Source organism: Streptococcus sp. SK140, from assembly GCF_000259525.1.
Taxonomy (GTDB): domain Bacteria; phylum Bacillota; class Bacilli; order Lactobacillales; family Streptococcaceae; genus Streptococcus.
In genome coordinates this window covers 15,321-41,129 of sequence record NZ_AJML01000045.1, presented here as the reverse complement: position 1 = coordinate 41,129, position 25,809 = coordinate 15,321, and the positions used below count along the sequence as shown (strand labels likewise).

The 25,809-nt window shown below is 37.3% G+C and carries 26 protein-coding genes, 1 tRNA gene and 1 riboswitch; of the genes, 20 read left to right on the top strand and 7 right to left on the bottom strand.

Annotation, left to right across the window (positions count from 1 at the left end; translation table 11 throughout):
- Nucleotides 1-92 precede the first annotated feature (92 nt).
- From mutY to HMPREF1116_RS11355, 4 genes are all read left to right on the top strand, one after another.
- A complete protein-coding gene (gene mutY, locus HMPREF1116_RS11370) occupies nucleotides 93-1,256 on the top strand; it encodes an A/G-specific adenine glycosylase (RefSeq protein WP_007556079.1) in 1,164 nt (387 codons plus the stop codon).
- A 64-nt stretch (nucleotides 1,257-1,320) separates the two neighbouring features.
- Nucleotides 1,321-2,025, top strand: coding sequence for a response regulator YycF (gene yycF / locus HMPREF1116_RS11365; protein ID WP_000722070.1), 705 nt, complete (start codon nucleotides 1,321-1,323; stop codon nucleotides 2,023-2,025).
- Nucleotides 2,018-3,367: a cell wall metabolism sensor histidine kinase VicK gene (vicK, locus tag HMPREF1116_RS11360; protein ID WP_000573602.1), complete on the top strand. Its 1,350-nt coding sequence runs from the start codon at nucleotides 2,018-2,020 to the stop codon at nucleotides 3,365-3,367. The genes yycF and vicK overlap by 8 nt, the downstream gene beginning before the upstream one ends.
- A gap of 1 nt (nucleotide 3,368) precedes the next feature.
- Nucleotides 3,369-4,178: an MBL fold metallo-hydrolase gene (locus HMPREF1116_RS11355; protein WP_001279898.1), complete on the top strand. Its 810-nt coding sequence runs from the start codon at nucleotides 3,369-3,371 to the stop codon at nucleotides 4,176-4,178.
- Between the two features lie 36 nt (nucleotides 4,179-4,214).
- On the opposite strand, the gene HMPREF1116_RS11350 is transcribed toward HMPREF1116_RS11355, so the two are convergent.
- Nucleotides 4,215-4,562 (bottom strand): thiol reductase thioredoxin, encoded by a 348-nt coding sequence (locus HMPREF1116_RS11350; protein WP_000434664.1) that lies wholly within the window; start codon nucleotides 4,560-4,562, stop codon nucleotides 4,215-4,217.
- A 257-nt stretch (nucleotides 4,563-4,819) separates the two neighbouring features.
- Nucleotides 4,820-6,538, bottom strand: coding sequence for a phospho-sugar mutase (locus tag HMPREF1116_RS11345; protein WP_000331247.1), 1,719 nt, complete (start codon nucleotides 6,536-6,538; stop codon nucleotides 4,820-4,822).
- 416 nt (nucleotides 6,539-6,954) lie between these two features.
- Here HMPREF1116_RS11345 and HMPREF1116_RS11340 point away from each other — a divergent pair, with 416 nt between their 5' ends.
- The 4 genes from HMPREF1116_RS11340 to HMPREF1116_RS11325 all read left to right on the top strand — a co-directional run bounded on the left by HMPREF1116_RS11340 (nucleotide 6,955) and on the right by HMPREF1116_RS11325 (nucleotide 12,247).
- On the top strand, nucleotides 6,955-8,160 hold the full coding sequence (locus HMPREF1116_RS11340; protein ID WP_001033671.1) for a DUF4352 domain-containing protein: 1,206 nt from the start codon (nucleotides 6,955-6,957) through the stop codon (nucleotides 8,158-8,160).
- Nucleotides 8,161-8,238: 78 nt separating this feature from the next.
- On the top strand, nucleotides 8,239-10,140 hold the full coding sequence (abc-f, locus tag HMPREF1116_RS11335; protein ID WP_000584895.1) for a ribosomal protection-like ABC-F family protein: 1,902 nt from the start codon (nucleotides 8,239-8,241) through the stop codon (nucleotides 10,138-10,140).
- A gap of 1 nt (nucleotide 10,141) precedes the next feature.
- Nucleotides 10,142-11,005, top strand: coding sequence for an XRE/MutR family transcriptional regulator (locus HMPREF1116_RS11330; protein ID WP_000429208.1), 864 nt, complete (start codon nucleotides 10,142-10,144; stop codon nucleotides 11,003-11,005).
- A 75-nt stretch (nucleotides 11,006-11,080) separates the two neighbouring features.
- On the top strand, nucleotides 11,081-12,247 hold the full coding sequence (locus HMPREF1116_RS11325; protein WP_001083008.1) for an MFS transporter: 1,167 nt from the start codon (nucleotides 11,081-11,083) through the stop codon (nucleotides 12,245-12,247).
- 46 nt (nucleotides 12,248-12,293) lie between these two features.
- Here the strand turns inward: HMPREF1116_RS11325 and HMPREF1116_RS11320 are convergent, their stop codons facing one another.
- The 4 genes from HMPREF1116_RS11320 to HMPREF1116_RS11305 form a co-directional block, all read right to left on the bottom strand.
- On the bottom strand, nucleotides 12,294-13,550 hold the full coding sequence (locus HMPREF1116_RS11320; RefSeq protein ID WP_025171315.1) for an ISL3 family transposase: 1,257 nt from the start codon (nucleotides 13,548-13,550) through the stop codon (nucleotides 12,294-12,296).
- Between the two features lie 162 nt (nucleotides 13,551-13,712).
- A tRNA-Arg gene (locus HMPREF1116_RS11315) sits at nucleotides 13,713-13,784 on the bottom strand.
- A gap of 107 nt (nucleotides 13,785-13,891) precedes the next feature.
- Entirely contained in the window at nucleotides 13,892-14,272 is a 381-nt protein-coding gene (mscL, locus tag HMPREF1116_RS11310) for a large conductance mechanosensitive channel protein MscL (RefSeq protein WP_000910211.1), read from the bottom strand.
- 70 nt (nucleotides 14,273-14,342) lie between these two features.
- The gene (locus HMPREF1116_RS11305; RefSeq protein ID WP_000833173.1) at nucleotides 14,343-14,777 is read right to left on the bottom strand and encodes a GtrA family protein; all 435 of its coding nucleotides are present in this window, start codon (nucleotides 14,775-14,777) and stop codon (nucleotides 14,343-14,345) included.
- A gap of 28 nt (nucleotides 14,778-14,805) precedes the next feature.
- Nucleotides 14,806-14,903: riboswitch (PreQ1 riboswitch) on the top strand.
- On the opposite strand from HMPREF1116_RS11305, the gene HMPREF1116_RS11300 reads away from it, so the two are divergent.
- The 12 genes from HMPREF1116_RS11300 (at nucleotide 14,901) to HMPREF1116_RS11245 (ending at nucleotide 25,339) form a co-directional block, all read left to right on the top strand.
- Nucleotides 14,901-15,410, top strand: a complete 510-nt coding sequence (locus tag HMPREF1116_RS11300) for a QueT transporter family protein (protein ID WP_000737299.1) — start codon at nucleotides 14,901-14,903, stop codon at nucleotides 15,408-15,410. Its footprint overlaps the riboswitch before it by 3 nt.
- A 60-nt stretch (nucleotides 15,411-15,470) precedes the next feature.
- Entirely contained in the window at nucleotides 15,471-15,944 is a 474-nt protein-coding gene (locus HMPREF1116_RS12425) for a hypothetical protein (RefSeq protein WP_001047144.1), read from the top strand.
- Between the two features lie 66 nt (nucleotides 15,945-16,010).
- Nucleotides 16,011-16,658, top strand: a complete 648-nt coding sequence (locus HMPREF1116_RS11290) for a hypothetical protein (protein ID WP_001072788.1) — start codon at nucleotides 16,011-16,013, stop codon at nucleotides 16,656-16,658.
- 71 nt (nucleotides 16,659-16,729) lie between these two features.
- A complete protein-coding gene (locus HMPREF1116_RS11285) occupies nucleotides 16,730-17,527 on the top strand; it encodes a formate/nitrite transporter family protein (protein WP_000098922.1) in 798 nt (265 codons plus the stop codon).
- A gap of 388 nt (nucleotides 17,528-17,915) precedes the next feature.
- Nucleotides 17,916-18,713, top strand: a complete 798-nt coding sequence (locus HMPREF1116_RS11280; protein WP_000254784.1) for a formate/nitrite transporter family protein — start codon at nucleotides 17,916-17,918, stop codon at nucleotides 18,711-18,713.
- Between the two features lie 80 nt (nucleotides 18,714-18,793).
- The gene (locus tag HMPREF1116_RS11275) at nucleotides 18,794-20,065 is read left to right on the top strand and encodes a DUF2130 domain-containing protein (protein ID WP_001002596.1); all 1,272 of its coding nucleotides are present in this window, start codon (nucleotides 18,794-18,796) and stop codon (nucleotides 20,063-20,065) included.
- A 12-nt stretch (nucleotides 20,066-20,077) separates the two neighbouring features.
- On the top strand, nucleotides 20,078-20,521 hold the full coding sequence (locus HMPREF1116_RS11270) for a GNAT family N-acetyltransferase (protein WP_001167065.1): 444 nt from the start codon (nucleotides 20,078-20,080) through the stop codon (nucleotides 20,519-20,521).
- 31 nt (nucleotides 20,522-20,552) lie between these two features.
- Complete coding sequence (locus HMPREF1116_RS11265) at nucleotides 20,553-21,356, top strand: alpha/beta fold hydrolase (RefSeq protein ID WP_000099423.1); 804 nt, start codon at nucleotides 20,553-20,555, stop codon at nucleotides 21,354-21,356.
- 3 nt (nucleotides 21,357-21,359) lie between these two features.
- Nucleotides 21,360-22,238 carry a tRNA pseudouridine(55) synthase TruB gene (gene truB / locus HMPREF1116_RS11260; RefSeq protein WP_001013291.1) on the top strand — a complete coding sequence of 293 codons (879 nt, stop codon included), beginning with the start codon at nucleotides 21,360-21,362 and terminating at the stop codon, nucleotides 22,236-22,238.
- A gap of 176 nt (nucleotides 22,239-22,414) precedes the next feature.
- Nucleotides 22,415-22,906, top strand: a complete 492-nt coding sequence (gene rocS / locus HMPREF1116_RS11255) for a chromosome segregation protein RocS (protein ID WP_000021254.1) — start codon at nucleotides 22,415-22,417, stop codon at nucleotides 22,904-22,906.
- Nucleotides 22,907-22,976: 70 nt separating this feature from the next.
- Nucleotides 22,977-23,567, top strand: coding sequence for a 3'-5' exonuclease (locus HMPREF1116_RS11250; RefSeq protein WP_000413635.1), 591 nt, complete (start codon nucleotides 22,977-22,979; stop codon nucleotides 23,565-23,567).
- Nucleotides 23,568-23,575: 8 nt separating this feature from the next.
- On the top strand, nucleotides 23,576-25,339 hold the full coding sequence (locus HMPREF1116_RS11245; RefSeq protein ID WP_000801696.1) for a glycerophosphoryl diester phosphodiesterase membrane domain-containing protein: 1,764 nt from the start codon (nucleotides 23,576-23,578) through the stop codon (nucleotides 25,337-25,339).
- 46 nt (nucleotides 25,340-25,385) lie between these two features.
- On the opposite strand, the gene HMPREF1116_RS11240 is transcribed toward HMPREF1116_RS11245, so the two are convergent.
- Nucleotides 25,386-25,685 carry a YbaB/EbfC family nucleoid-associated protein gene (locus HMPREF1116_RS11240; protein WP_000981533.1) on the bottom strand — a complete coding sequence of 100 codons (300 nt, stop codon included), beginning with the start codon at nucleotides 25,683-25,685 and terminating at the stop codon, nucleotides 25,386-25,388.
- Nucleotides 25,686-25,809 lie beyond the last annotated feature (124 nt).

Sequence of the window (25,809 nt, the reverse complement as noted above, 5' to 3'; positions counted from 1 at the left end):
TTGCTAATTTTCTAATAGAGTTTAAGAGAGTGTTTTATCTGGCCTTATCTTGATTTTTTGAGTATCCTAAAAGGTTATGCTATACTAGAAATATGTTAGATTTGGAGAAATATGGTGTGACCATGTGGGGAGAGGAGAAAATTCTCTCTTTCCGTCAAAAATTATTAGCCTGGTATGACGAAAACAAGCGGGATTTACCCTGGAGACGGAGTAAGAATCCTTATCATATCTGGGTATCTGAAATTATGTTGCAGCAGACTCGAGTTGATACCGTCATTCCCTATTATGAACGTTTTTTAGACTGGTTTCCGACTGTAGAAAGCTTATCAAATGCTCCTGAGGAGCGCTTATTAAAAGCCTGGGAAGGACTTGGCTATTATTCTCGTGTCCGCAATATGCAAACAGCTGCGCGACAAATCATGTCCGACTTTCAAGGAGAATTTCCGTCAACTTATGAAGGCATTTCAAGCTTAAAAGGGATTGGTCCTTATACAGCTGGTGCAATTTCTAGTATTGCCTTTAACCTTCCACAGCCTGCAGTAGACGGCAATGTCATGCGTGTTTTGGCACGTTTGTTTGAAGTCAATCATGATATTGGAAATCCTAGCAATCGAAAAATATTTCAAGCGATGATGGAAGTTCTGATAGACCCTGATCGTCCAGGTGATTTCAATCAGGCTTTGATGGATTTAGGTTCAGATATTGAGGCTCCTGTTAATCCAAGACCGGAGGAGAGTCCTGTTAAGGAGTTCAGTGCTGCTTACCAACATGGGACCATGGATCGCTATCCTATCAAGGCTCCAAAGAAAAAGCCAATCCCTATTTATCTAAAGGCTCTTGTAGTACAAAATAGTCAGGGTCAGTTTTTATTAGAAAAGAATGAGAGTGAAAAACTCTTGGCTGGATTTTGGCATTTTCCCTTGATTGAAGTTGATGACTTCTCAGACCAAAATCAAGATTTGGATCTTTTTAGTCAAGTAGCGGAATCAATTTTACAGCTTGGACCATCTCCACAGGAGAGTTTTGAACAGGACTATGATCTTGAAGTTGATTGGCAAGATCTACGATTTGAAGAGGTCAAGCACATTTTTAGCCATCGTAAATGGCATATCCAGATAATTGCAGGCCGAGTTACTGAAACACAGGAATATGCAGATAGAGAAGTCCTTTGGTTAAGTCCGGAAGAATTTATCAATTATCCCCTAGCTAAACCTCAGCAAAAGATTTGGCAAGCCTACTTGAAAAGAAGCTGCTAGTATCGGTCTTTCGTGTCTTCTTTACATTTTTTTGGTATAATGAGATAAGGAAAAAGGTGACTAAATGAAAAAAATACTAATTGTAGATGATGAAAAACCCATCTCAGATATTATAAAATTTAATATGACCAAGGAAGGTTATGAAGTTGTAACTGCTTTTAATGGTCGTGAAGCTCTTGAACAATTTGAAGCTGAGCAACCAGATATTATTATCTTGGATTTGATGCTTCCAGAGATTGATGGACTTGAAGTTGCAAAAACTATTCGTAAGACAAGTAGTGTTCCTATTATCATGCTTTCAGCAAAGGACAGCGAGTTTGATAAGGTTATTGGGCTTGAACTTGGAGCGGATGACTATGTAACCAAGCCATTTTCAAATCGTGAACTACAGGCCCGTGTTAAAGCTCTTCTCCGTCGTACAGATATTGTTTCAGTTGATAACCAAGAACCTGAAACGAAATTACAAAGTCTGCAGATTGGCGATTTGGAGATTTTACCCGATGCCTACGTGGCTAAGAAATATGGTGAAGAGTTAGACCTAACCCACCGTGAATTCGAACTCTTACATCATTTAGCTTCTCATCTTGGTCAAGTTATTACCCGAGAACATCTTCTTGAAACTGTTTGGGGATATGACTATTTTGGAGATGTCCGTACAGTTGATGTAACAATTAGACGTTTGCGCGAGAAGATCGAAGACACACCAAGTAGACCTGAATACATCCTAACTCGTCGTGGAGTAGGATATTATATGAGAAATAATGATTGAAGTAATTAGACAAACAATTTTGACGAGTGACTTTATCTATATCCTCATCCTAATTGGCTTTATTTTGCTGGTGACTTTTCTCTTACTTGAGAGCCGTCGTGATAATATTCGCCTTAGACAGCTAAACCAGAAGGTTAAGGATTTGATTGCTGGTGATTATTCTCAGGTTTTGGATATGCAGGGAAGTTCAGAGATTACCAATATCACTAACAATCTTAATGATTTGTCAGAAGTAATCCGTTTGACTCAAGAAAATCTGGAACAAGAGAGTAAAAGGTTGCATAGTATCTTGTCCTACATGACAGACGGAGTACTTGCGACCAATCGTCGTGGTCAAATTATCATGATTAATGACATGGCCAAGAAACAACTTGGAGTTGAAAAGGATGATGCTCTTAATCAAAATATCTTAGAGTTGCTCAAGATTGAAGAAGAGTATGAGCTGAGAGATCTCATTACCCAAAGTCCTGAATTGATGATTTATTCCCAAAATGTGAATGGCGAGTATATCAGCTTGCGCGTGCGTTTTGCCTTGATTCGTAGAGAGTCTGGCTTTATCTCTGGTTTAGTAGCAGTTCTACATGATACGACTGAACAAGAGAAGGAAGAACGTGAGAGAAGGCTTTTCGTTTCTAACGTTAGTCATGAGTTGCGTACACCCTTGACCAGTGTAAAATCCTATCTTGAGGCCTTGGACGAAGGAGCCCTAACAGAACCAGTTGCTCCAGATTTTATCAAGGTTTCTCTGGATGAAACCAATCGTATGATGCGGATGGTGACGGACCTCTTGCACCTCTCACGGATCGACAATGAGACCAGTCACTTGGATGTTGAGTTGATTAACTTTACTGCCTTTATCACCTTTATTCTCAATCGTTTTGATAAAATGAAAAGTCAGGATGAGGAGAAGAAGTACGAGTTGGTGAGAGATTATCCGATTAACTCTGTTTGGATTGAGATTGATACGGATAAGATGACCCAGGTGATTGACAATATCCTGAATAATGCTATCAAGTATTCACCAGATGGTGGAAAAATCACTGTAAGCATGAAGACTACAGATGATCAGATGATTTTATCAATTTCGGACCAAGGGCTTGGGATTCCTAAAGAAGATCTACCAAAGATTTTTGACCGTTTTTATCGTGTTGACAAGGCAAGAAGTCGTGCTCAAGGTGGTACTGGTCTAGGACTTGCTATTGCTAAAGAAATCGTCAAACAACATAATGGATTTATCTGGGCTAAGAGTGAATACGGTAAGGGTTCAACCTTTACTATCGTACTGCCATACGATAAGGATGCCGTGAAAGAAGAGATTTGGGAGGATGAACTAGAAGACTAGAATGAGTGATATCGGTTTTAAATACAGTATTTTAGCATCGGGTTCCAGTGGAAATTCATTTTACTTGGAAACACCAAAAAAGAAAATTTTAGTAGATGCGGGCCTATCTGGCAAAAAAATTACAAGCCTTTTGAGTGAAATCAATCGTAAACCAGAGGATTTAGACGCTATCTTGATTACGCATGAACATTCAGACCATATCCACGGTGTGGGCGTTCTGGCTCGTAAGTACGGCATGGATCTTTATGCCAATGAGAAAACTTGGCAGGCTATGGAAAATAGTAAGTATCTCGGTAAGGTTGACTCATCTCAAAAGCATATTTTCGAGATGGGAAAAACCAAAACCTTTGGTGACATCGATATCGAGAGTTTCGGTGTGAGTCATGATGCAGTCGCGCCACAGTTTTATCGTTTTATGAAGGATGATAAGAGCTTTGTCATGCTGACGGATACGGGCTATGTTAGTGACCGAATGGCTGGCATTGTGGAGAACGCAGATGGCTACCTGATCGAGTCAAATCATGATGTTGAAATCCTGCGAGCTGGATCTTATGCTTGGCGACTTAAACAGCGTATCTTGTCTGACCTTGGTCACCTCTCAAATGAAGATGGAGCAGATGCTATGATTCGCACACTAGGTAATCGTACCAAGAAGATTTACCTAGGCCATTTGTCCAAGGAAAATAATATCAAAGAGCTGGCCCACATGACCATGGTTAATCAGTTAGCTCAAGCAGATCTTGGAGTTGGAGTAGACTTTCAAGTTTACGATACTTCACCAGACACTGCAACACCATTGACGGATATATAAAAAAGAAGGCACAAGCCTTCTTTTTTATAGACTATTTTACAAGCCAGCAAATTCTTTGATTTCTTGAGCTGACATTGAAGAGTCGCAACGGACATTGATTTGTCCATTTGCAACATGGACGAATCCTGGTACAGTAGGGATTTCATAGCGTGAGCGGAAGTCTTGTAAAGCTTCAAGTTGACTTGGCTCTTCGCTATTGATGAAGTAGATGTGCGCTTTGGATTCAGCCACCACACCAGCCAATGTACCAGCAAATTTACGGCAATAAGGACAAGTTTTGCGTCCGATAAAGAAAGTTGCTGTTTCTTGATTGTCAAGTGCTTCTTGAGCACGCGCTACAGTTGTAACTTCAAGATCTTTGATGTTTTCTAAAAATTGTTCCATGAGATTACCTCGCTTTCATTGATATGTCTAGTATGCCATAAAGTTTCTAAAATTGCTCAGTTTTGATACGCGAATAGATGGTGGTGCAGAAAGCAGTAGACTAAGTCTGATTTTCTAGTCCTATATTCCTGTATCTTTAAAGATATAGGAACTAAAGTTCTGGTCAAAAGAGATAGAAGAAGACATAAATTACAGTCAGTTTTTACTTTAACATCAAAAATAAAGGTCAGGATTTTTCCCGACCTTTAAATAGTTTTTTATTTTACAAAAGCATTGATTTCAGCTTCGATGTTAGCAATCTTAGCTTGTGAATCTTCGTTGCTTTCTCCAACAACTGCAATGTAGAACTTGATTTTTGGTTCAGTACCTGAAGGGCGAACTGCAATCCATGATCCATCAGCAAGCGTGTATTTCAATACATCACTTGGAGGAGTAGTTAAGGCTGTTACAGTGCCATCAGCGGCAGTGGATGTTTGTGCTTTAAAGTCTTCAACGACAGTGATAGTTGTTGCATTCCATTCTTTTGGTGCACTGTTGCGGAATTTGGCCATAATTGCTTTGATTTGCTCAGCACCGTCAACACCAGAGAGGGTAACAGAGATTGTTTTTTCAGCATAGTAGCCGTATTCTTTGTAGATTTCTTCGATACCATCGGCAAGAGTCAAACCACGTGAACGATAGTAAGCTGCAAGTTCAGCAACAACAAGAACAGCTTGGATAGCGTCTTTATCACGCACGAATGGTTTAATCAAGTAACCGAAGCTTTCTTCAAATCCCATCATGTAAGTGTGATTGTGTTTTTCTTCGAATTCTTGGATTTTTTCAGCGATAAATTTGAAACCAGTCAAGACGTTGAACATAGTTGCGCCGTAGCTTTCAGCAATCTTCGTTACCAAGTCAGTTGATACGATAGATTTGCAAAGAGCTGCGTTTTCTGGAAGTGTCCCAGCATTTTTGTGGGCTTCCAAGATGTACTTAGCCATGATAGCACCGATTTGGTTACCTGAAAGGTTGAGGTAGCTACCGTCTTTTTGAAGGACTTCAACACCGACACGGTCAGCGTCAGGGTCAGTTGCAACAAGAACATCAGCTCCTACTTGGCGACCAAGTTCTTCTGCAAGAGCAAAGGCTGCTTGACTTTCTGGGTTTGGAGATTTAACAGTTGAGAAGTCTGGGTCTGGAGTTGCTTGAGCTTCAACGACTTGAACAGAGTCAAATCCTGCTTGAGCAAGAGCACGACGAGCCAACATTTCACCAGTACCGTGAAGAGGAGTGTAGACAATCTTCATGTCCTTACCAAACTCTTCAATCAAAGCTGGGTTGATGTTAACATCTTTAACTTCTTTGAGGTATTCGGTATCGACTGCTTCGCCAATAACTTCAATCAAGCCAGAAGCTTTTTCTGCTTCTACATCAGCAACTTCAACAGCAAATGGATTTTCAATAGCACGGATGTAAGTTGTCAAAGCGTCCGCGTCGTGTGGAGGCATTTGTCCACCATCTTCACCGTATACCTTGTAACCGTTAAACGGAGCAGGGTTGTGGCTGGCAGTAATCATGATACCTGCGAAGCAGTTGAGGTGACGAACAGCAAATGAAAGTTCTGGAGTTGGACGGAGACTTTCAAAAACATAAGATTTAATACCGTGTTTAGCAAGAACTGCTGCAGATTCAAAGGCAAATTCTGGAGAAAAGTGACGGCTATCATAAGCGATGGCTACACCACGTTCTTTTTCGTTTCCACCTTTTGACTCAATCAAACGAGCCAAACCTTCAGTTGCTTGACGGACTACATAGATGTTAATGCGGTTAGTACCAGCACCGATCAGTCCACGCATACCTGCAGTACCAAATTCAAGATTGGTATAGAATGCGTCTTCTTTAGTTTTCTCGTCCATGTTTTCCAAATCTTGACGAAGGTAATCTGGAAGTTCTGCGAAATCAAGCCATTTTTGGTAGTTTTCTTGATAAGCCATAGGAAATCTCCTTTAATATATAATCTAATCGCTTACATTATACCACGATTTGAAGTTTTAGTAAAACGTTAGCGTGAGTTTAAATGTAAGAAATTTACTTTTATTTAGGTACTTTAAAATTTTATTATATTTTTAAGTTTATATTATTTTTTACAAAAATTCATTAGTCGTAGACAGAGGAAAAATGAAAATTTGTAATGAATAAATGAATATTTTATAAAAAAGCAAGTGTTAATAATATTTCCGTTTATCACTTGATACATACAGGAATTCTTTAATGTATCAAATAAATTTCTTTGAAAAAATTAGAAAATATTACATAAATTTAAGATATTTTTAATAATTTCGGTTTCTATTTTGACATTTATTCTGTGTATGGTAGAATATAATAAATAATTAAAGGAGATTTTCTATTTATGAACAAAATTCTTAAGCATTCTGCTTTAGTTTTATCAGCATTAGCGCTAGTTGCTTGTGGATCAAACAAAAAAGCAAGCGATAACGGTACTGCATCAAACTCCAACTTTGAAGTTTCGGTTAAAGATGGAATGTATGTTTTGCCCAAAGATGAAGATTCCTCTTCTCATTACCTTGCTCTTCAAGTAGAAATTAAAAATAATCGTGATAAAAAGTTTAGTTTTACAAACAGAGATATCACACTCTATAATGAAAAAGATGAAAAGGTTGAACCAATCCAAGTTTATGAATCAGATAGTAAAACTAAATTTATGGACTATGGTGATAGCCTCTCTAAAGGTAAGAGTGTAGCTGGTTATGTTGTTTACGAAGTTGATAAGGATGCTAAATATGAGCTTCACTTTGCACCAAGCTTTTATGAAGATGTAAAAGAAAATGCAAAAGAGAATAATGACGTAGCTATCAAGGTTGATCCAAGTAAATATGAAGATCATATCGATGAAGCGAAAGAAGCAATGAAAAAATATGTTGATGCTGTTTTTCTTGATGGAGAAAACACTGGAGGAGCATCAAACGTAAGTTTCACTAATGAAAAAACTCAAATTGTCGCACTCGATGATAAAAAATCAGATAAGTCCGAAGACAAGAAATCTGAAGATAAAAAATCTGATGATAAGAAGTCTTCTAATGAAACAGATGGTATCTCAAATGATGTGAAGACTGACCGAGAAGAATTCATTAAGAAATTTATCGAGTCATTTGGTAAAGGATTCTATAACTACAAGCCTTCTGATGCAGAACTTCGTACCTTTGCAGAAGCATATATCAAAGCCAATGCTAAAAGAGCAAAAGTTGATTATAAAGTAAAAACTTACCTACCAGACTACGCGGTTATTTATGTAAGACCTGAAACAATTGACTTAGACAATTTGAATGTTCATGAATTAAGCCGTAAATTCTATGAAGAAAATAAAGGTAAATACAGTAACTACTCAGAAGCTATGAAAGCTGGCGAGAAATACATTTTAGAGAATGCACCAAGCCAATTTGACTCAACTCCTCTTGATACTAGTGATAATATGAAAAGAGAAGGGTATGAAATTAAAATGACTAAGAAAGATGGTAAATGGACTATCGATACATCTTCTAAAAACTATGATTTAAAAGATATGGCTCGCACATTCCGTGGAGGCATCGGTTACTAATATAAAAAGTTCGGGTGAAAAGCTCGAACTTTTTTAGTTAGAATTGTTAAAAATGGAAAAAGATAGTAAAATAGTTACATGATTATTTTACAAGCTAATAAAATTGAACGTTCTTTTGCAGGAGAGGTTCTTTTTGATAATATAAACCTACAAGTAGATGAAAGAGACCGTATTGCCCTCGTTGGAAAAAATGGTGCTGGGAAGTCTACTTTGCTCAAGATATTGGTTGGAGAAGAGGAGCCAACCACTGGTGAAATCAATAAGAAAAAAGATATTTCCCTCTCATATCTAGCACAGGATAGTCGCTTTGAGTCTGAGAACACCATTTACGATGAAATGCTACATGTATTTGATGACTTGCGTCGTACTGAAAGACAACTTCGACAGATGGAGTTGGACATGGGTGAAAAGACTGGTGCAGAACTAGACAAACTTATGTCTGACTATGATCGCCTATCAGAAAATTTCCGTCAGGCTGGAGGATTTACCTATGAAGCCGATATTCGCTCTATCTTAAATGGATTCAAGTTTGACGAGTCTATGTGGCAGATGCGAATCTCTGAGCTTTCTGGTGGTCAAAATACTCGTCTAGCACTAGCCAAAATGCTCCTTGAAAAGCCTAATCTCTTGGTCTTGGACGAGCCGACTAACCACCTAGATATTGAAACGATTGCCTGGTTAGAAAACTATTTGGTCAACTACAGTGGTGCCTTGATTATCGTCAGCCATGACCGTTATTTTCTCGATAAGGTTGCGACCATAACACTCGACTTAACAAAACATTCTTTAGATAGATATGTAGGAAACTACTCTAGTTTTGTGGAGCAGAAGGAGCAGAAGCTCGCAACTGAAGCTAAAAACTACGAAAAGCAACAGAAGGAAATTGCTGCTTTGGAAGACTTTGTTAATCGAAATCTTGTCCGTGCTTCAACGACCAAACGTGCCCAATCTCGACGCAAACAACTGGAAAAAATGGAACGTTTGGACAAGCCTGAAGCTGGTAAAAAATCAGCTAATATGACCTTCCACTCTGATAGAGTATCTGGTAATGTTGTTTTGACAGTGGAGAATGCTGCTATTGGCTATGATGGTGAAATCTTATCAGAACCCATCAACCTTGATCTTCGTAGGATGAACGCTATTGCCATTGTTGGTCCTAACGGTATTGGTAAGTCAACCTTTATTAAATCCATTGTGGACCAAATTCCCTTTATCAAGGGTGAAAAGCGCTTTGGTGCTAATGTTGAGGTTGGTTACTATGATCAGACTCAGAGCAAACTGACACCTAGCAATACAGTCTTAGACGAACTCTGGAATGATTTTAAATTGATGCCAGAAGTAGAAATCCGTAATCGCTTAGGTGCCTTTCTTTTCTCGGGGGATGATGTTAAGAAATCAGTTGGAATGCTGTCAGGTGGTGAGCGAGCTCGTTTGCTTCTGGCTAAACTTTCCATGGAAAACAATAATTTCTTGATTCTCGATGAGCCGACAAACCACTTAGATATCGATAGCAAGGAAGTTCTGGAAAATGCCTTGATTGACTTTGATGGGACTTTACTCTTTGTCAGCCATGACCGTTATTTCATCAACCGTGTAGCCACTCATGTGCTGGAATTATCTGAGAATGGATCAACACTTTATCTGGGTGATTATGACTATTATGTTGATAAAAAAGCAGAGCTAGCAGCTAGTCAAGCAGAAGAAGCTTCAGCTTATAGCCAAGAAAAAGAGGCTTCTCCAGTTAATGACTACCAAGCCCAAAAAGAGAATCAAAAAGAACTGCGTAAATTGATGAGAAAAATTGAAAGTCTTGAGACAGAAATCGAAGAACTAGAAACTCAAGCCCAAGCTATCTCTGAACAAATGCATACCACCAATGATGCGGATGAACTCATGCAATTGCAAGCAGAACTGGATAAAATTAGCCATCGTCAGGAAGATGCTATGCTGGAGTGGGAAGAATTGTCGGAGCAGGTGTAAGATGGAAAATCTTGGAAAAGTTTTTCGTGAATTTCGAATCAGTAAAAATTACTCTCTAAAAGAAGCTGCAGGAGAGGCCTGTTCGACCTCTCAATTATCCCGCTTTGAATTGGGGGAGTCGGATCTAGCTGCATCTCGTTTCTTTGAAATATTAGATAATATTCATGTGACGATTGAGAATTTTATGGATAAGACTAGAAATTTTCAACATCATGAGCATGTGAGCTTGATGGCTCAGATTATTCCGCTTTACTACTCAAATGATATTGCAGGTTTTCAAAAGCTTCAAGAAGAACAACTTGAAAAAGCTAAGAGTTCAACAAATCCCCTCTATTTTGAGCTGAACTGGATTTTGTTACAAGGTCTGATTTGTCAAAGAGATGCTAGCTTCACTATGAAGCAAGGTGATCTGGATAAGGTGGCAGATTACCTTTTCCAAACAGATGAATGGACCATGTATGAGTTGATCCTCTTTGGCAATCTCTATAGCTTTTATGATGTGGACTATGTTACTCGCCTTGGTAGAGAAGTGATGGAGAGGGAGGATTTCTACAAAGAAATTGGACGCCATCGAAAACTGGTCTTGATTTTAGCTCTTAATTGTTACCAGCATTGTTTAGAACATCTTGCTTTTGAAAATGCCAGCTACTTTGAAGCTTATATAGAGAAGATCATAGGTAAGAGCATCAAACTCTATGAGCGTAATGTTTTCCACTTTCTTAAAGGCTTTGCCCTTTATCAGAAGGGACAAAAAAAAGAAGGTTGTAAACAAATGCAGGAAGCGATGCATATTTTTGACCTACTAGGTCTTTCAGAGCAGGTAGCCTACTATCAGGAACATTACGATAAATTTGTCAAAAATTAATTTCCCAAATATGGGAAAAATGAGAAACTCCTTCAAGTTTTGATACAATAGTTTCAAAATTTGAGAGGAGTTTTTATGAATCGATATGCAGTACAGTTGATTAGTCGTGGAGCTATAAACAAGATAGGAAATATGCTCTATGATTATGGAAATAGTGTTTGGTTGGCATCGATGGGAACGATTGGGCAAACCGTTCTAGGGATTTATCAGATCTCGGAACTCGTTACATCCATTCTAGTTAATCCCTTTGGTGGCGTGATTTCGGATCGTTTTTCCCGTCGCAAGATTTTGATGACAACAGACTTGGTTTGTGGGATTCTCTGTCTGGCCATTTCTTTTATCAGAAATGATAGCTGGATGATTGGAGCTTTGATCTTTGCTAATATTGTCCAGGCCATTGCCTTTGCTTTTTCTCGGCCTGCCAATAAAGCTATTATCACAGAGGTGGTAGCAAAGGACGAGATAGTGACCTATAACTCTCGCTTGGAGTTAGTTTTACAGGTTGTAGGAGTCAGTTCTCCGGTGCTTTCTTTCCTTGTTTTACAATTTGCAAGTCTTCATCTGACGCTCTTACTAGATGCTTTGACCTTTTTCATCGCTTTTGCCCTAGTGGCTTTACTTCCCAAAGAAGAACCAAAGGTTCAAGAGCAGAAGAGTTTTACAGGGAAAGATATTTTTGCGGACATCAAAGATGGCTTGCACTATATCTGGCATCAAAAAGAAATTTTCTTTCTCTTGTTAGTGGCTTCCAGTGTGAATTTCTTTTTTGCAGCTTTTGAGTTTTTGCTCCCTTTTTCAAATAAACTCTATGGTGTAGAAGGAGCCTATGCAACTATCTTAACCATGGGTGCAATTGGCTCAATCATCGGAGCATTGATTGCAAATAAATTTAAATCCAGTATGAATACACTTTTGTTCTTAATAATCCTCACAGGAGTAGGAGTTTTCATGATGGGATTGCCACTACCTAATTTTCTCACTTTTTCAGGAAATCTAGTTTGTGAACTCTTTATGACAATTTTTAATATTCACTTCTTTACACAAGTACAGACCAAGGTTGACGGAGACTATCTGGGGAGGGTATTGAGTACCATTTTTACACTGGCCATTCTCTTTATGCCGATTGCGAAGGGGTTAATGACCTTTCTACCAAGTGTTCATTTAGGTTCCTTTTTAATTATCGGTCTTGGAGTTATTTTTCTTTCTTTAGTATCAATGTTCTATATTCAAAGACAAGGCTAACACAGAAAAAAGGGCTCTTTGTCAACTGTAGTGGGTTGAATAAAAGCTAACATCTGGAGAGGACAATCGTTGTCCTCTCCATTTTTATATTTAGAGCGATGAAAATTCGTTTCTTAAAGTTGTCAAAGTTCCTAAAACCAAAAGCATTTCGTTTGATGAGTTTAATGAGATTATTAGTCGCTTCCAATTTAGCGTTGGAATAAGGTAATTGAAGGGCGTTGACGATTTTCTCCTTGTCCTTTAGAAATGTCTTAAAGACAGTCTGAAAAAGAGGATGAACCTTTTTTAGATTGTCTTCAATAAGTCCGAAAAATTTCTTAGGCTCTTTATTCTGAAAGTGAAAAAGCAATAGTTGATAGAGATCATAGTGGTGTTTCAAGTCTTCGGAATAGCTTAAAAGCTTGTCTAGAATCTCTTTATTCGTCAAGTGCATACGAAAAGTAGGGCGATAAAATCGCTTATCACTCAATTTACGGCTATCTTGTTGGATGAGCTTCCAGTAGCGCTTGATGGCCTTGTATTGATGGGATTTTCTATCGAATTGGTTCATAATTTGAACACGAACTCGACTTATAGCTCGGCTTAAGTGCTGAACAATGTGGAAACGATCAAGTACAATTTTTGCATTAGGAAAAAGCTGTTTAGCCAAGTTATAGTAAGGATTAAACATATCCATAGTAATGATTTTCACTCGACATCGGACCGCTCTATCGTAGCGCAGAAAGTGATTGCGGATGATAGCTTGTGTTCTTCCCTCAAGAACAGTAATGATATTGAACTGATCAAAATCTTGTGCGATAAAACTCATCTTTCCCTTGGTAAAGGCATACTCGTCCCAAGACATAATCTCTGGAAGACGAGAAAAATCATGCTTAAAGTGAAAGTCATTGAGCTTACGAATGACAGTTGAAGTTGAAATGGATAGCTGATGTGCAATATCAGTCATAGAAGTCTTTTCAATCAACTTTTGAGCAATCTTTTGGTTGATAATATGAGGAATTTGATGATTCTTCTTAACGATAGAAGTTTCAGCGACTATCATTTTCGAGCAATGATAGCACTTAAAACGACGCTTTTTAAGAAGAATTCTGGTAGGCATACCAGTCGTCTCGAGGTAAGGAATTTTCGACGGTTTTTGAAAATCATATTTCTTCATTTGACCTCCGCACTCAAGGCAAGATGGGGCGTCATAGTCCAGTTTAGCGATGATTTCCTTGTGTGTATCCCTATTGATAACATCTAGAATCTGGATATTAGGGTCTTTAATATCGAGTAGTTTTGTGATAAAATGTAATTGTTCCATATGATTCTTTCTAATGATGGTTTGGTCGCTTTTCATTATAGATCTTATGGGACTTTTTTTCTACACAAAATAGGCTCCATAATATCTATAGGGGATTTACCCACTACAAATATTATAGAGCCGAAAAAAGCAACGGCATCGTTGCTTTTTTGTTTACATCTATCCACCCTGAGGGAATCGAACCCCCATCTCAAGAACCGGAATCTTACGTGATATCCATTACACTAAGGGTGGAAACTTTAATTATTATATCAAAAAAGAGAGCTGAACTCAAGTTTTTTCTAAACTCAGCAAAAGGAGAAGTAAAAAAGGATTCAGTATGAACCGAATCCTCTAGACGATCATTTTTTCTCAAGAAGAGCTTTGATTTCTTGAAGAACTTCCAACTCAGTTGGACCAGCAGGTGCTTCTTCAGCAACCTCTTCTTTTTTGGCAAGGTTTTGAGCTTTTTCCATTGCTTTAATCACAAAGAATAGAACAGTACCAACTACAAGGAAGTTGATAACAGCACTCAAGAAGTTACCGTAAGCAACCCCATTCCATGAAAGTTCAGCAATACGTTCAATTTTTGCAGCTTTCAAAGCAGGGTTCAATAGAAGTGGAGTGATGATATCATTAACAAATGAAGTCACGATAGCACCAAAAGCAGTAGCGATGATCACACCGACAGCAAGGTCTACAACGTTACCGCGGAGCAAGAATTCTTTAAGATCTTTTAACATTTTCTTTTTCCTTTCGTAATTTTACATTCTAAATTATAACTTAATCATCTGTTGAATGCAAGAAATATGCTTATTGTTTTTTAAAAACAAAAACTTTACTGAAGATGTAATTGAGGACTATAATAGTAACTTGTGCAAAAATAGTCTCAATTGTATTGATAGTATTGAGATTATCACCTACAAACTGACCGATAATATGGGGGAAACTCGTCACAAAAATAAAGGTCAGAAGCAGGTCTAAGAGGAAAGTTATGAATCTTGCAGTCATAAACTTTATCAGACGCTTGAACCAATTTTTTCGTTTCTGCTTAAAAACAATGGTATCATTGGTGAAAAAAGCAAAAAGAATTCCAGCTATATTTCCCAGAGCAGTCGCCCATAATTCTTGTTGGAAAAAGTAAAAAATAGTGATACGAACAATGATAGAAACAAGTGTAGTTGCAACTCCGAAAAATAAGTAGGAGAGGATTTCATTGTCGAAGAATTTTTTTATGTATCTTTTCATAAAAACAGTATAGCATAAAGGACATAAATGTGCTATACTTGAAAGGTTGACTTGTTCGACCCTTGGTGCTTAGCTTCTTTCACCAAGCATATTATACGCGATATTGTCGCTAAAGGAGAAAACATGAAAAAACTAACTGTTCGTGATTTGGCAGATATTGCTATTGTCGCAGCTATTTATGTGGTTTTGACAATCACACCACCCCTTAATGCTATCAGCTATGGCGCTTATCAGTTCCGTATTTCTGAGATGATGAATTTCTTGGCTTTCTACAATCCTAAGTACATTATCGGTGTTACTCTTGGATGTATGATTGCAAATTTCTTCAGTTTTGGAATTATTGATGTCGCTGTTGGAGGCGGTTCTACACTGATATTCCTTAGCTTGGGAGTATGGTTGTTTAGCAAATACAGCAAAGACTATCTTTTTAATGGATTGATTCGAAAAGATCATTTCTACTTTTCAATTTTATTTTCAATTTCGATGATTACCGTTGCTGCTGAATTGAATATCGTAGCAGAGGCTCCATTCTTCTTTACTTGGTTTACAACTGCTATCGGAGAATTCGCTTCACTCATTGTTGGTGCTATTCTTATCGGAAAAATCGGTAAACGTCTTGATTTGACTAGATAAAGATATCACATGAAATATTATTGAAAATGGCTGAACTTTGTTCAGTTTTTTTCTTTATCCATGAATCTAGAAGCTCAACAAAAGTGGTATAATAAAGAAAAAAGGGATTATTTTAATATGTATGGTTATCGTATTTCAGTTTTTGAAGTCCTTTGGAAAAATCAGGTCATTAGATTTTTGTTAATTTTTTTAGCACTATTTTATTTCTATCTTTTTTTCCAAAGAGTTAAGACATCTTTAAAAAGTGGTGGGAGTATGTTGGATCCTTTTCATATTGCAAAGGGAAGATTATACATTCACACGATTATTCTTTTTAGAAAAAGGATTGTTCCTCTAGCTGAAATTAGACAGATTGATATTGATTACATTCGAGGGAGAAGAATGAATGGGGACAGGTATCATCTGTATTTTACAAGGAAAGATGGAAAATCTTTTACATTTCATTTTGGGAAAAGCAAAAGAAACGAGGAGTTAGTGAAAAATCTTGCCAATGTGGCCAAGAAGTGCCATATTAAAATCTATTATTATTATTAAGAGTCGATTGCTAAAATTGAATTGTTGTCACTTGTGACAATTGTCAAAGCTAGGAGAGTAGCTAATATGAATCAACTACAAGTAATAAGAGAAGATAAACAACTAAGAATTTTATTGATGCAAGAATGCGATTTTCTCTTTTATGACCAGTTGAAAGAGGTTGAATTTTCTCAGAACAATGAAGTTTATTCTCTATCGCCCATAGCCTTTGCTAAAGACGGTAGTGGGGGAGAATATGTAATTCTTGAGGATGAGAGTATCGGCTTTATAGGGAGTGAAGGCCAAGTTGGGAGAGTGGCAGAAAGCCTTGATGACCTGCTTACTTTCTTACTTCATGCTGGTTCTATCTCAGACTTTTCCTGTCGTTTGCTCTATCAAAACAAGGATTTGTTGGTAAAATTCTGTCAAGGATTTCTCAAAAAAGCACGAGAAAACTACCAGTCAAAAGGCGAAGAGTGGGATAAAGTGAGAGCTGGACTTGCACAAGAGTTGAGACTTGAATTTAAGCCAGAGAAACTGCAAGAGTTAGCCTTCAATTTTTATCAATCAGCCATAAGAACTCCACTATTTACTTGTAAATATGGTCATGGTGAGAATGAATATGTCTGCGATTCTGTTTTGTCAGATATTGTCGGCTTGTGGGTTTCAGAGCTGTTAGGGTTGACTGCAGAAGAAATTGAATCTTTTGCTGCTAGTAAAAACATTCAAATGTAAAGGCCATAAATTTATTTCCTCTTAAAATATTTTATGTTATAATATTAACAATGATATTTTAAGGAGTTTATATGAGTTCGTCAGAATTTATTTCAAAGATTGATTATTATTGCCATAAGAAAGAGGGTCTATTTGACCAAAGCAAGTTTAAATATGCCATTCGCTCGATGTTTGCAGGTGCTTTCTTAACCTTTAGTACAGCCGCTGGGGCAATAGGTGCTGATCTACTCAATAGCATCGTTCCAAGTGCTGGTTATTTCCTATTTCCCTTTGTATTTGCTTGGGGACTTGCTTATATCGTTTTCTTGAATGCCGAGTTGGTCACCTCAAATATGATGTACTTGACAGCTGGAACATTCTTGAAGAAGATTGATTGGAAAAAAGCTTTTATCATTTTACTTTATTGTGCCTTTTTCAACTTAGTTGGTGCTCTGTTAGCAGGTTGGTGCTTTGCTAATTCATCGGCTTTTTCACACCTGACACACGATAGTTATCTTCCAAAGATTGTAGCTAAGAAGTTGGCACGTCCTAGTGAGTTGGTCTTGTTGGAAGGGATTTTGGCAAATATGTTCGTAAATATTGCCATTCTATCTTCAATTTTGGTTAAGGATAGCAATGCCAAACTCTGGATTATCTTGTCAGCTATTTCTATGTTTGTTTTCTTATCTAACGAGCATATTGCAGCCAATTTTTCGTCTTTTAGTATTATTAAATTTAGTATTGTAGCTGATCAGATTGCAAACTTTGATATTCCAAATATCCTCCGTCATTGGAGTGTTACCTTCATTGCTAACTTGATAGGTGGAGGATTCCTGATAGGTTTACCATACGCTTATCTTAATAAAAATGAAGAGACTTATGTTGATTAGGACAAGCTTTTGAAAATAAAATGAATATTAATAATTGAGGAGGTCGGGGAAAAAAATCCAGACCTCGATTTTTTTTCCAAAGAACCTGTTGATAAAAACGTTATTTTCTCTGTCTATAAATTCAAACAAATTATTAGTACATGGACTTTAGCTGAAAACCAAAGAAACTCTTTTGTATATTCAATATAGAACAAAACGAAAACATATATTAAATATATAGAATAGAGAATTTGAAAATAAAGAGTTGAAAACATTAAATATGCTGATACAAAGCAAATGGAAACGATTGCTAAAAATGATAAAAATATTGTAAATAGAATTAAGAAAGCCTTCCCATAATTTCGATTTTATGTTATAATATTCACAAATAAAAGTTTTAGGAGTTTATATGGTTTCTTCAGAATTTATCTCAAAAATTGAGTTTGCTTGTAAGAAAAAGGAAAGTCTTTACAGTCAAAGTAAATTCAAGTATGCTATCCGTTCAATGTTTGCTGGTGCATTCTTAACATTTAGTACAGCAGCTGGTGCAGTTGGAGCTGACTTGATTAATAAGATTGCTCCTGGTAGTGGACGTTTCCTCTTCCCATTTGTTTTCGCTTGGGGATTGGCTTACATTGTCTTCTTAAATGCTGAGTTGGTAACATCTAATATGATGTTCTTGACAGCTGGTAGCTTTTTGAAAAAGATTAGCTGGAGAAAAACAGCTGAAATCCTTCTATATTGTACACTCTTTAATTTGATCGGTGCGCTTATAGCAGGTTGGGGCTTCGCCCATTCAGCGGCTTATGCAAACCTAACACATGATAGCTTTATTTCTGGAGTTGTGGAAATGAAGTTGGGCCGTTCAAATGAACTAGTCTTGCTTGAAGCTATCTTGGCTAATGTCTTTGTAAATATCGCAATTCTTTCATTTGTTTTAGTCAAAGATGGTGGTGCTAAACTTTGGTTGGTTCTATCTGCTATTTACATGTTTGTATTCTTAACTAACGAGCACATCGCCGCAAACTTTGCATCATTTGCTATCGTGAAATTCAGTGTTGCTGCTGATTCAATCGCAAACTTCGGTATTGGAAATATTCTTCGTCACTGGGGTGTGACCTTTATTGGTAACTTTATCGGTGGTGGTCTACTGATGGGATTACCTTACGCATTCTTAAATAAAAACGAAGATACATACGTAGATTAAAAGTTGGATTGATTCCAACTTTTTCTTTTTGTTTATCCATGCTATAATGAATGTAGAATAGATAAATATAGAGGAATAACATGAACGAGATTAAATGTCCAAATTGTGGCGAAGTATTTACAGTCAATGAAAGTCAATATGCAGAATTGATTTCTCAAGTTCGAACTGTAGAGTTTGATAAGGAATTGCATGAGCGAATCAAGCAAGAATTGACTTTAGTAGAACAAAAAGCCTTAAATGAACAACAGGCAAAACTGGCTCAAAAAGATCAAGAAATTGCCCAGCTTCAAAGTCAAATTAACAACTTTGATACAGAAAAAGAATTGGCAAAAAAAGAAGTAGAGCAAACTGCTAGTCAAAGCCTGCTAGAGAAAGAAAAAGAAGTTCAAGCTCTCGAAAACCAATTGGCTACCTTGCGCTTGGAGCATGAAAATCAACTACAAAAAACTCTTTCTGATCTTGAAAAAGAACGTGATCAGGTTAAAAATCAGCTCCTCTTACAAGAAAAAGAAAACGAACTTTCTCTTGCTTCTGTTAAACAAAACTACGAAGCCCAGCTCAAGGCAGCTAGTGAGCAGGTTGAATTTTACAAGAATTTCAAGGCGCAACAATCAACCAAGGCAATCGGTGAAAGTTTGGAACACTATGCGGAGAGTGAATTCAACAAGGTTCGAAGCTTTGCCTTTCCAAATGCCTACTTTGAAAAAGACAACAAGGTTTCAGCACGTGGTTCTAAGGGCGATTTTATCTTTCGTGATTTTGATGAAAATGGACTAGAATTCATTTCCATCATGTTTGAGATGAAAAATGAAGCTGATGGGACAGAGAAGAAACATAAGAATGCGGATTTTTACAAAGAGTTGGATAAGGATCGTCGTGAGAAAAACTGTGAGTATGCAGTTTTGGTAAGTATGCTTGAGGCTGATAACGACTACTTCAATACTGGGATTGTCGATGTTAGTCACGAATATGAGAAGATGTATGTCATTCGTCCCCAGTTCTTTATCCAGTTGATTGGACTCTTGCGCAATGCTGCAATGAATTCTCTCAAATACAAGCAGGAATTGGCTTTGGTTCGCGAGCAAAATATTGACATTACGCATTTCGAGGAAGACTTGGATGCCTTTAAGGTAGCTTTCGCCAAGAACTATCAGTCTGCTTCGACAAACTTTGGCAAGGCCATCGAAGAGATTGACAAGGCCATCCGTCGGATGGAAGAAGTCAAGAAATTCTTGACCACATCAGAAAATCAACTCCGCCTCGCTAATAACAAATTGGAAGATGTTTCAGTAAAAAAATTGACCCGAAAAAATCCAACCATGAAAGCAAAGTTTGAAGCATTGAAGGGGTAATAGGAGGATCCTATGCAGATACGAAAAGCAACCATGAAAGATGCTGAAGCCCTACTGTCTTTATATGAAGACTTGGGCTATCCAACGACCGCTTCTAAGCTGTCTCGACGTTTAGAAATAATTCTTTCTCAACCACATTATGGCTGTCTTCTAGCTGAAAGAAACGGAGAAATTTTAGGTTTGTTAGGTTATGCAAAGCTCTTCTTTTTTGAAGAAGATGGATCTTACTATCGTATTTTAGCTTTGTCAGTTGCAAAAGAAACAAGACGACAAGGAATTGCTAGTAGGCTAATTGATGAATTGAAAAAACAAGCGGTAAAAGAAGGTGTTAGGGCACTAGCTCTAAATAGTGGATTAACCGCTGAACGAAATGCTGCACATCAGTTTTATCAGGCAGTTGGATTTGAAAAAGTGACTGCCGGCTTTGCCTTGCATTTAAAAACTCAACATAAATAAATTATGAAAAAATAGTAGAGGGAACGAAGTAATGTCTTCAACAAAAGGGAAAACCTTATATTTTAACGAAAAGAGCATGGACTATGTGACATTTGGAAAAGGAAAGGACCCTCTAGTAATTATACCAGGCTTGGGCGATGGACTGCAGACGGTTAAAGGTATGGCTATGCCTTTTTCAATCACATACCGTATACTTGCCAAACGTTACAAAATTTATGTTTTTTCTCGAATCAATGAGCTGAGACAGGGCTATACGACGCGAGATATGGCAGCAGATGTAGCAGAAGCAATGGAGGTATTGAATATTACCAGTGCCTATGTTATGGGGATTTCGCAAGGTGGAATGATTGCCCAATGGTTGGTGGCGGATTTCCCTGAAAAGGTTGAAAAGCTAGTATTGGCTGTTACAACTGCAAAACTAAGTAATCTAGGCAGGGAGAGAATTAGTTGCTGGCTGAACCTGAGTCAAACAGGAACTTATAAAGATCTGATGATTGATATCGCTCGTCATTCTTACACGACTAAATCCTTTGGAAAATTTAAATACCTTTATCGAATAATGGGAATTTTTGGTCATATTAAAGATAAACAACGTATTGATATTCAGTCTGTATCTTGTTTGAAACATGATAGTCTAGATTTTTTGGAAAAAATCAACTGCCCTACGTTAATCATTGGAGCAGAAAAAGATGATGTTCTTGGCGTAGATGGTTCGTTTGGATTGCATCATCATATCAGAGGTAGCCAACTGATTATTTTACCAGGGTGTGGACATGCACTCTATGAACAGAATAAGGATTTCCAAAAAAGAGTTTTAGTATTTTTAGAAAGTTAAACAATGAACGGTATTATCAACTTAAAAAAAGAGGCGGGGATGACCTCGCACGATGCAGTTTTCAAGCTGCGTAGGATTTTAGGAACTAAGAAGATTGGTCATGGAGGGACTTTAGACCCTGATGTTGTCGGTGTTTTGCCGATTGCCGTCGGTAAGGCAACCCGCATGGTCGAGTTTATGCAGGACGAGGGTAAAGTCTATGAAGGTGAAATCACCCTAGGCTATTCAACGACAACTGAAGACGCTAGTGGTGAGGTTGTTGCAGAGACGCCAGTTTTGTCTCCCTTAGATGAAAAGATTGTTGATCAAGCGATTGCCAGTCTGACAGGTCCGATCACTCAGATTCCACCTATGTACTCGGCTATCAAGGTCAATGGTCGCAAACTCTATGAATATGCGCGTGCTGGTCAGGAAGTGGAGCGTCCAGAACGTCAGGTGACGATTTATAGTTTCGAAAGAACCAGTCCCATTTCCTATATGGAGACTCTTGCTCGATTTAGCTTTCGTGTAAAATGTAGCAAAGGGACTTATATCCGTACCTTGTCAGTTGACTTGGGAGAAAAACTTGGCTATGCAGCTCATATGTCTCATTTAACACGAACAAGCGCTGCGGGCTTGCAGTTAGATGATGCTTTGACCTTGAATGAAATTGAGGAAAAGGTTCAAGCTGGCGAGTTAGATTTTCTTCATCCATTAGAGATTGGGACAGGTGACTTAGTTAAGGTTTATTTGACACCAGAGCAGGCTGAAGAAGTGCGTTTTGGTCGCTTTATTGAATTGGAACAAACTGAGAAGGAATTGGCTGGTTTTGAAGGTGATAAGTTATTAGCCATTTTAGAGAAACGGGATACTCTTTATAAACCAAGAAAGGTTTTCTATTGATTAGAGCTGGTGGCAAAATTGTAAACTAATGTTTAGTTTGAAAAAGTTGATAGACAGTTTAGTTTAGAAGAAAAATTATTTTGAAAAAGGGTTGAAAACACGGTGATATTTGACAGTTTTGCTTGCTTATGATAATATTTAAATAAAGAAAAGCTAGAAAACTTTCAGAGGATATTATGAGTATTGAGATGACTGTTAGTGAGATTGCTGAGGTCTTGGGCTTGTCCCGTCAAGCAATCAATAACCGTGTCAAGGAATTACCTGAAGAAGATACGACTAAAAATGATAAAGGAGTCACTGTGGTAACTCGTAGTGGCTTGATTAAGCTTGAAGAAATCTACAAAAAAACTATTTTTGAAGATGAACCTGTTAGTGATGATGTGAAGCAACGTGAGTTAATGGAGATTCTTGTTGATGAAAAGAACGCTGAAATCATCCGTCTTTATGAGCAATTAAAAGCCAAAGACAAACAGTTAGCTGAAAAAGATGAACAGATGCGTGTTAAAGACCGTCAAATCGCAGAAAAAGATAAGCAATTGGATCAACAACAACAGTTAACCCTACAAGCCATGAAGGACCAAGAAAACCTTCAGTTGGAGTTGGATCAGGCTAAGCAAGAAGTACAAGCAACGAAGAAAGGCTTCTTTGCTCGCTTATTTGGAGGATAAGAAAAAACTGCTTGGTTTCTAGGTATAACCAAGTAGTTTCTTTTTACACATACAGTAAGGGATGGATAAAATGGAAAAATTAAGAGATTACATTTCATTTGATTTGGAATTTAATGAACACCAAGATAAAACTCACTTGATTCAGGTATCTGCTGTCCGTTTTAAAGATGGTGAAGAAATTGGAGCTTTTGACTCTTATGTTCATACCGATGTGCCTTTGAAAAGTTTTATTAATGGTTTAACGGGTATCACGTCTGAAACCTTGAAAGATGCTCCGATGGTGGAGGAAGTTCTTAAGAATTTTCAAGACTTTGTGGGTGAGTTACCCCTTGTTGGTTATAATGCAGCCAAGAGTGATTTACCGATTTTGTTGGAATATGGTTTGGATTATAGTGGCCAATATCTAGTTGATCTCTATGATGAAGCTTTTGAGCGACGCAGTTCTGATCTTCACGGCATTGCAAATCTCAAGTTACAGACTGTGGCTGAATTTCTAGGATTTAAGGGTCAATCTCATAATAGTTTAAAGGATGCGCGAATGACTGCGCGTGTTTATGAAGCTTTCCTAGAATCTGATGAAAGTAGAATCTTACTGGACTCCAAGAGTAGTCTAAACTCTAATCCTTTCGGTGGTTTAGATTTATCACAGCTGTTTGATTAGGAGGTTTTATGAAACCTGAAAAACCTAAAAAATTGGGTTTTAAAAAGATTTACTTGAATCTGGATAAAATCCTCTTTCTATTTTTTTTAATCTTCATGCTAGTAGATTATATTTGGTTGCCACTGAACTCATTGATAGCAGGCTTTTTACTAAGTCAGACGGGCTATTTGTTTATTTCTTACAATAATATTTTTGAGATTATCAAAAATGCGCCTTTAGTCAGCTTTGGTTTTTTAATCTTAATAGCCATTAACCTTTTAGTAGCCTATTTTCAAATTAGCCTTCTCTTCATTGGGGCTCGACACCTTCTCTATCATGAAAAACGAACCTTGATTGAGTATAGTCGCAAAGTCTTTCGTGAAAGTATAGCCTTCATGAAACGTCTGACTCTTTCCAAGGCCTTGTTTATCTTCGTATATATTGCTATGATTTTTCCGTTTATCAGGAAGATTTTTAAAATTTATTATTTTAATAAAATAGTGATACCTGAATTTATTCAGACCTATATGGAAGACAAATACTGGATGTGGTGGTTATCTATTTTTATCTTAACTATCCTATTTCTCTACATCTCTGTAAGAGTGATGTTTGCCCTTCCTAAAATCTTTTATGACAAGATGACAGTTAAGGATGCTGTAGTCTACAGTCTAGAAAAAACCAGGAATCATTTTTGGTTTTACGCTTGGCATCTCTTTCTAATCCTTGTCAAAACGAATCTTTTCTTCTATTTGCTTTTAATACCTCTATTGTTGATACAGTCTTTAGCGGATGGTTTCACACATCGAGAATCATTGGTTCTTGCTATTTCGAACTATATATTGATTAAAAATATCCACTATATGGCTTTGACTTACTTCTTGGTTAAGTTTACCTCCTTTTTAACTGGTGAGGAGTTGGATATTATGCCAAGACGAAAGAAAGATCATATCATGAGATGGGGTGTAATGGGGTGTGCAAGTGTCTTCTTTGCGATTGAGGGTTATGTTTATCTAGAGGCACCCGTAGTCAATCCTCCACTTGTCATCTCTCACAGAGGTGTTTCTAATGGAAATGGTGTCCAAAATACAGTTGAATCCTTAGAAAAAACAGCTCAGTTAAAACCAGATTTAGTTGAGATGGATGTACAAGAAACTAAGGATGGTCAGTTTGTCATGATGCATGATGCGAACCTAAAAAGTTTAGCGGGATTAAATGTAACACCGCAAGACTTAACTTTAGATGAGTTGAAGCAATTAGATATTTATGAAAATGGTTATCAGACCAAAATATCCAGCTTTGATGATTATATAAATCGTGCCAATGACCTTCATCAGAAATTGCTGATCGAAATAAAAACAAGTCGAAAAGATAGTGCCCAAATGATGGATCATTTTCTAGATCAATATGGGGCAAAGATCAAAGTCTATGGGCATCAGATGCAATCTTTGGATTATCATGTTATTGAAAAAGTAACTCAGTATGATAAGGAAATTCCAGTCTATTTCATTCTGCCCTACAATTCCGTTTTTCCAAGAACGAATGCAACAGGCTATACCATGGAATATTCTACCTTAGATGAATATTTTGTAACCAAGCTTTGGAATACAAAACAAAAACTCTATGTATGGACAATCAATAGTTCGGAATCCTTTGATAAGTCCCTACGTTTGGGAGTTGATGGTATGATAACAGATGATCTAGAAAGAATTAAAGAAGAGCTTGAGACCGCTCAGGAAGATCCTGAATATACGGACTTGCTTCTCAAGAAAGCAGCAGAAATATTTACTTTCTAGGTAAGACAAAAGAGGCTGAATTGAACATCAGCCTCTTTTTATGCTATTAGAAAGGTAATTTACCAGCAAAAGCACCTAGTTTCTTCTTAGTTGCTTCATCAATTTGTTCAAGAGCAGCATTGACTGCTTGAACAGTCATATCTGATAGAGTTTCAATATCTTCTGGGTCAACAACTGCTGGATTGAAATCAATTTTTGTAACTTTCTTGTCTCCTGTTAGTGTGGCAGTTACAAGGTTTTGGGCAGAAGTTCCAACAAATTCTGTAGCAGCAAGTTCAGCCTGACTCTGCTCCATTTGTTTTTGAAGTTTTTGAGCTTGACGCATCATGTTTTGCATATTCATCATGGTGGTAAATAGCTTCCTTTTCTTTTATTTTCCCTATTATTTTAACAATTTTAACTAGAAAAGTCTATTCAAACTTTAACGACAAAACATTAAATTTTCTGACAATTTATTGAATGATTAGAAA

Coding starts and splice junctions, on each gene's coding strand:
- mutY (WP_007556079.1), top strand. CDS start 93: ATGTTAGATTTGGAGAAATATGGTGTGACCATGTGGGGAGAGGAGAAA.
- yycF (WP_000722070.1), top strand. CDS start 1,321: ATGAAAAAAATACTAATTGTAGATGATGAAAAACCCATCTCAGATATT.
- vicK (WP_000573602.1), top strand. CDS start 2,018: ATGATTGAAGTAATTAGACAAACAATTTTGACGAGTGACTTTATCTAT.
- HMPREF1116_RS11355 (WP_001279898.1), top strand. CDS start 3,369: ATGAGTGATATCGGTTTTAAATACAGTATTTTAGCATCGGGTTCCAGT.
- HMPREF1116_RS11350 (WP_000434664.1), bottom strand. CDS start 4,562: ATGGAACAATTTTTAGAAAACATCAAAGATCTTGAAGTTACAACTGTA.
- HMPREF1116_RS11345 (WP_000331247.1), bottom strand. CDS start 6,538: ATGGCTTATCAAGAAAACTACCAAAAATGGCTTGATTTCGCAGAACTT.
- HMPREF1116_RS11340 (WP_001033671.1), top strand. CDS start 6,955: ATGAACAAAATTCTTAAGCATTCTGCTTTAGTTTTATCAGCATTAGCG.
- abc-f (WP_000584895.1), top strand. CDS start 8,239: ATGATTATTTTACAAGCTAATAAAATTGAACGTTCTTTTGCAGGAGAG.
- HMPREF1116_RS11330 (WP_000429208.1), top strand. CDS start 10,142: ATGGAAAATCTTGGAAAAGTTTTTCGTGAATTTCGAATCAGTAAAAAT.
- HMPREF1116_RS11325 (WP_001083008.1), top strand. CDS start 11,081: ATGAATCGATATGCAGTACAGTTGATTAGTCGTGGAGCTATAAACAAG.
- HMPREF1116_RS11320 (WP_025171315.1), bottom strand. CDS start 13,550: ATGGAACAATTACATTTTATCACAAAACTACTCGATATTAAAGACCCT.
- mscL (WP_000910211.1), bottom strand. CDS start 14,272: ATGTTAAAAGATCTTAAAGAATTCTTGCTCCGCGGTAACGTTGTAGAC.
- HMPREF1116_RS11305 (WP_000833173.1), bottom strand. CDS start 14,777: ATGAAAAGATACATAAAAAAATTCTTCGACAATGAAATCCTCTCCTAC.
- HMPREF1116_RS11300 (WP_000737299.1), top strand. CDS start 14,901: ATGAAAAAACTAACTGTTCGTGATTTGGCAGATATTGCTATTGTCGCA.
- HMPREF1116_RS12425 (WP_001047144.1), top strand. CDS start 15,471: ATGAATCTAGAAGCTCAACAAAAGTGGTATAATAAAGAAAAAAGGGAT.
- HMPREF1116_RS11290 (WP_001072788.1), top strand. CDS start 16,011: ATGAATCAACTACAAGTAATAAGAGAAGATAAACAACTAAGAATTTTA.
- HMPREF1116_RS11285 (WP_000098922.1), top strand. CDS start 16,730: ATGAGTTCGTCAGAATTTATTTCAAAGATTGATTATTATTGCCATAAG.
- HMPREF1116_RS11280 (WP_000254784.1), top strand. CDS start 17,916: ATGGTTTCTTCAGAATTTATCTCAAAAATTGAGTTTGCTTGTAAGAAA.
- HMPREF1116_RS11275 (WP_001002596.1), top strand. CDS start 18,794: ATGAACGAGATTAAATGTCCAAATTGTGGCGAAGTATTTACAGTCAAT.
- HMPREF1116_RS11270 (WP_001167065.1), top strand. CDS start 20,078: ATGCAGATACGAAAAGCAACCATGAAAGATGCTGAAGCCCTACTGTCT.
- HMPREF1116_RS11265 (WP_000099423.1), top strand. CDS start 20,553: ATGTCTTCAACAAAAGGGAAAACCTTATATTTTAACGAAAAGAGCATG.
- truB (WP_001013291.1), top strand. CDS start 21,360: ATGAACGGTATTATCAACTTAAAAAAAGAGGCGGGGATGACCTCGCAC.
- rocS (WP_000021254.1), top strand. CDS start 22,415: ATGAGTATTGAGATGACTGTTAGTGAGATTGCTGAGGTCTTGGGCTTG.
- HMPREF1116_RS11250 (WP_000413635.1), top strand. CDS start 22,977: ATGGAAAAATTAAGAGATTACATTTCATTTGATTTGGAATTTAATGAA.
- HMPREF1116_RS11245 (WP_000801696.1), top strand. CDS start 23,576: ATGAAACCTGAAAAACCTAAAAAATTGGGTTTTAAAAAGATTTACTTG.
- HMPREF1116_RS11240 (WP_000981533.1), bottom strand. CDS start 25,685: ATGATGAATATGCAAAACATGATGCGTCAAGCTCAAAAACTTCAAAAA.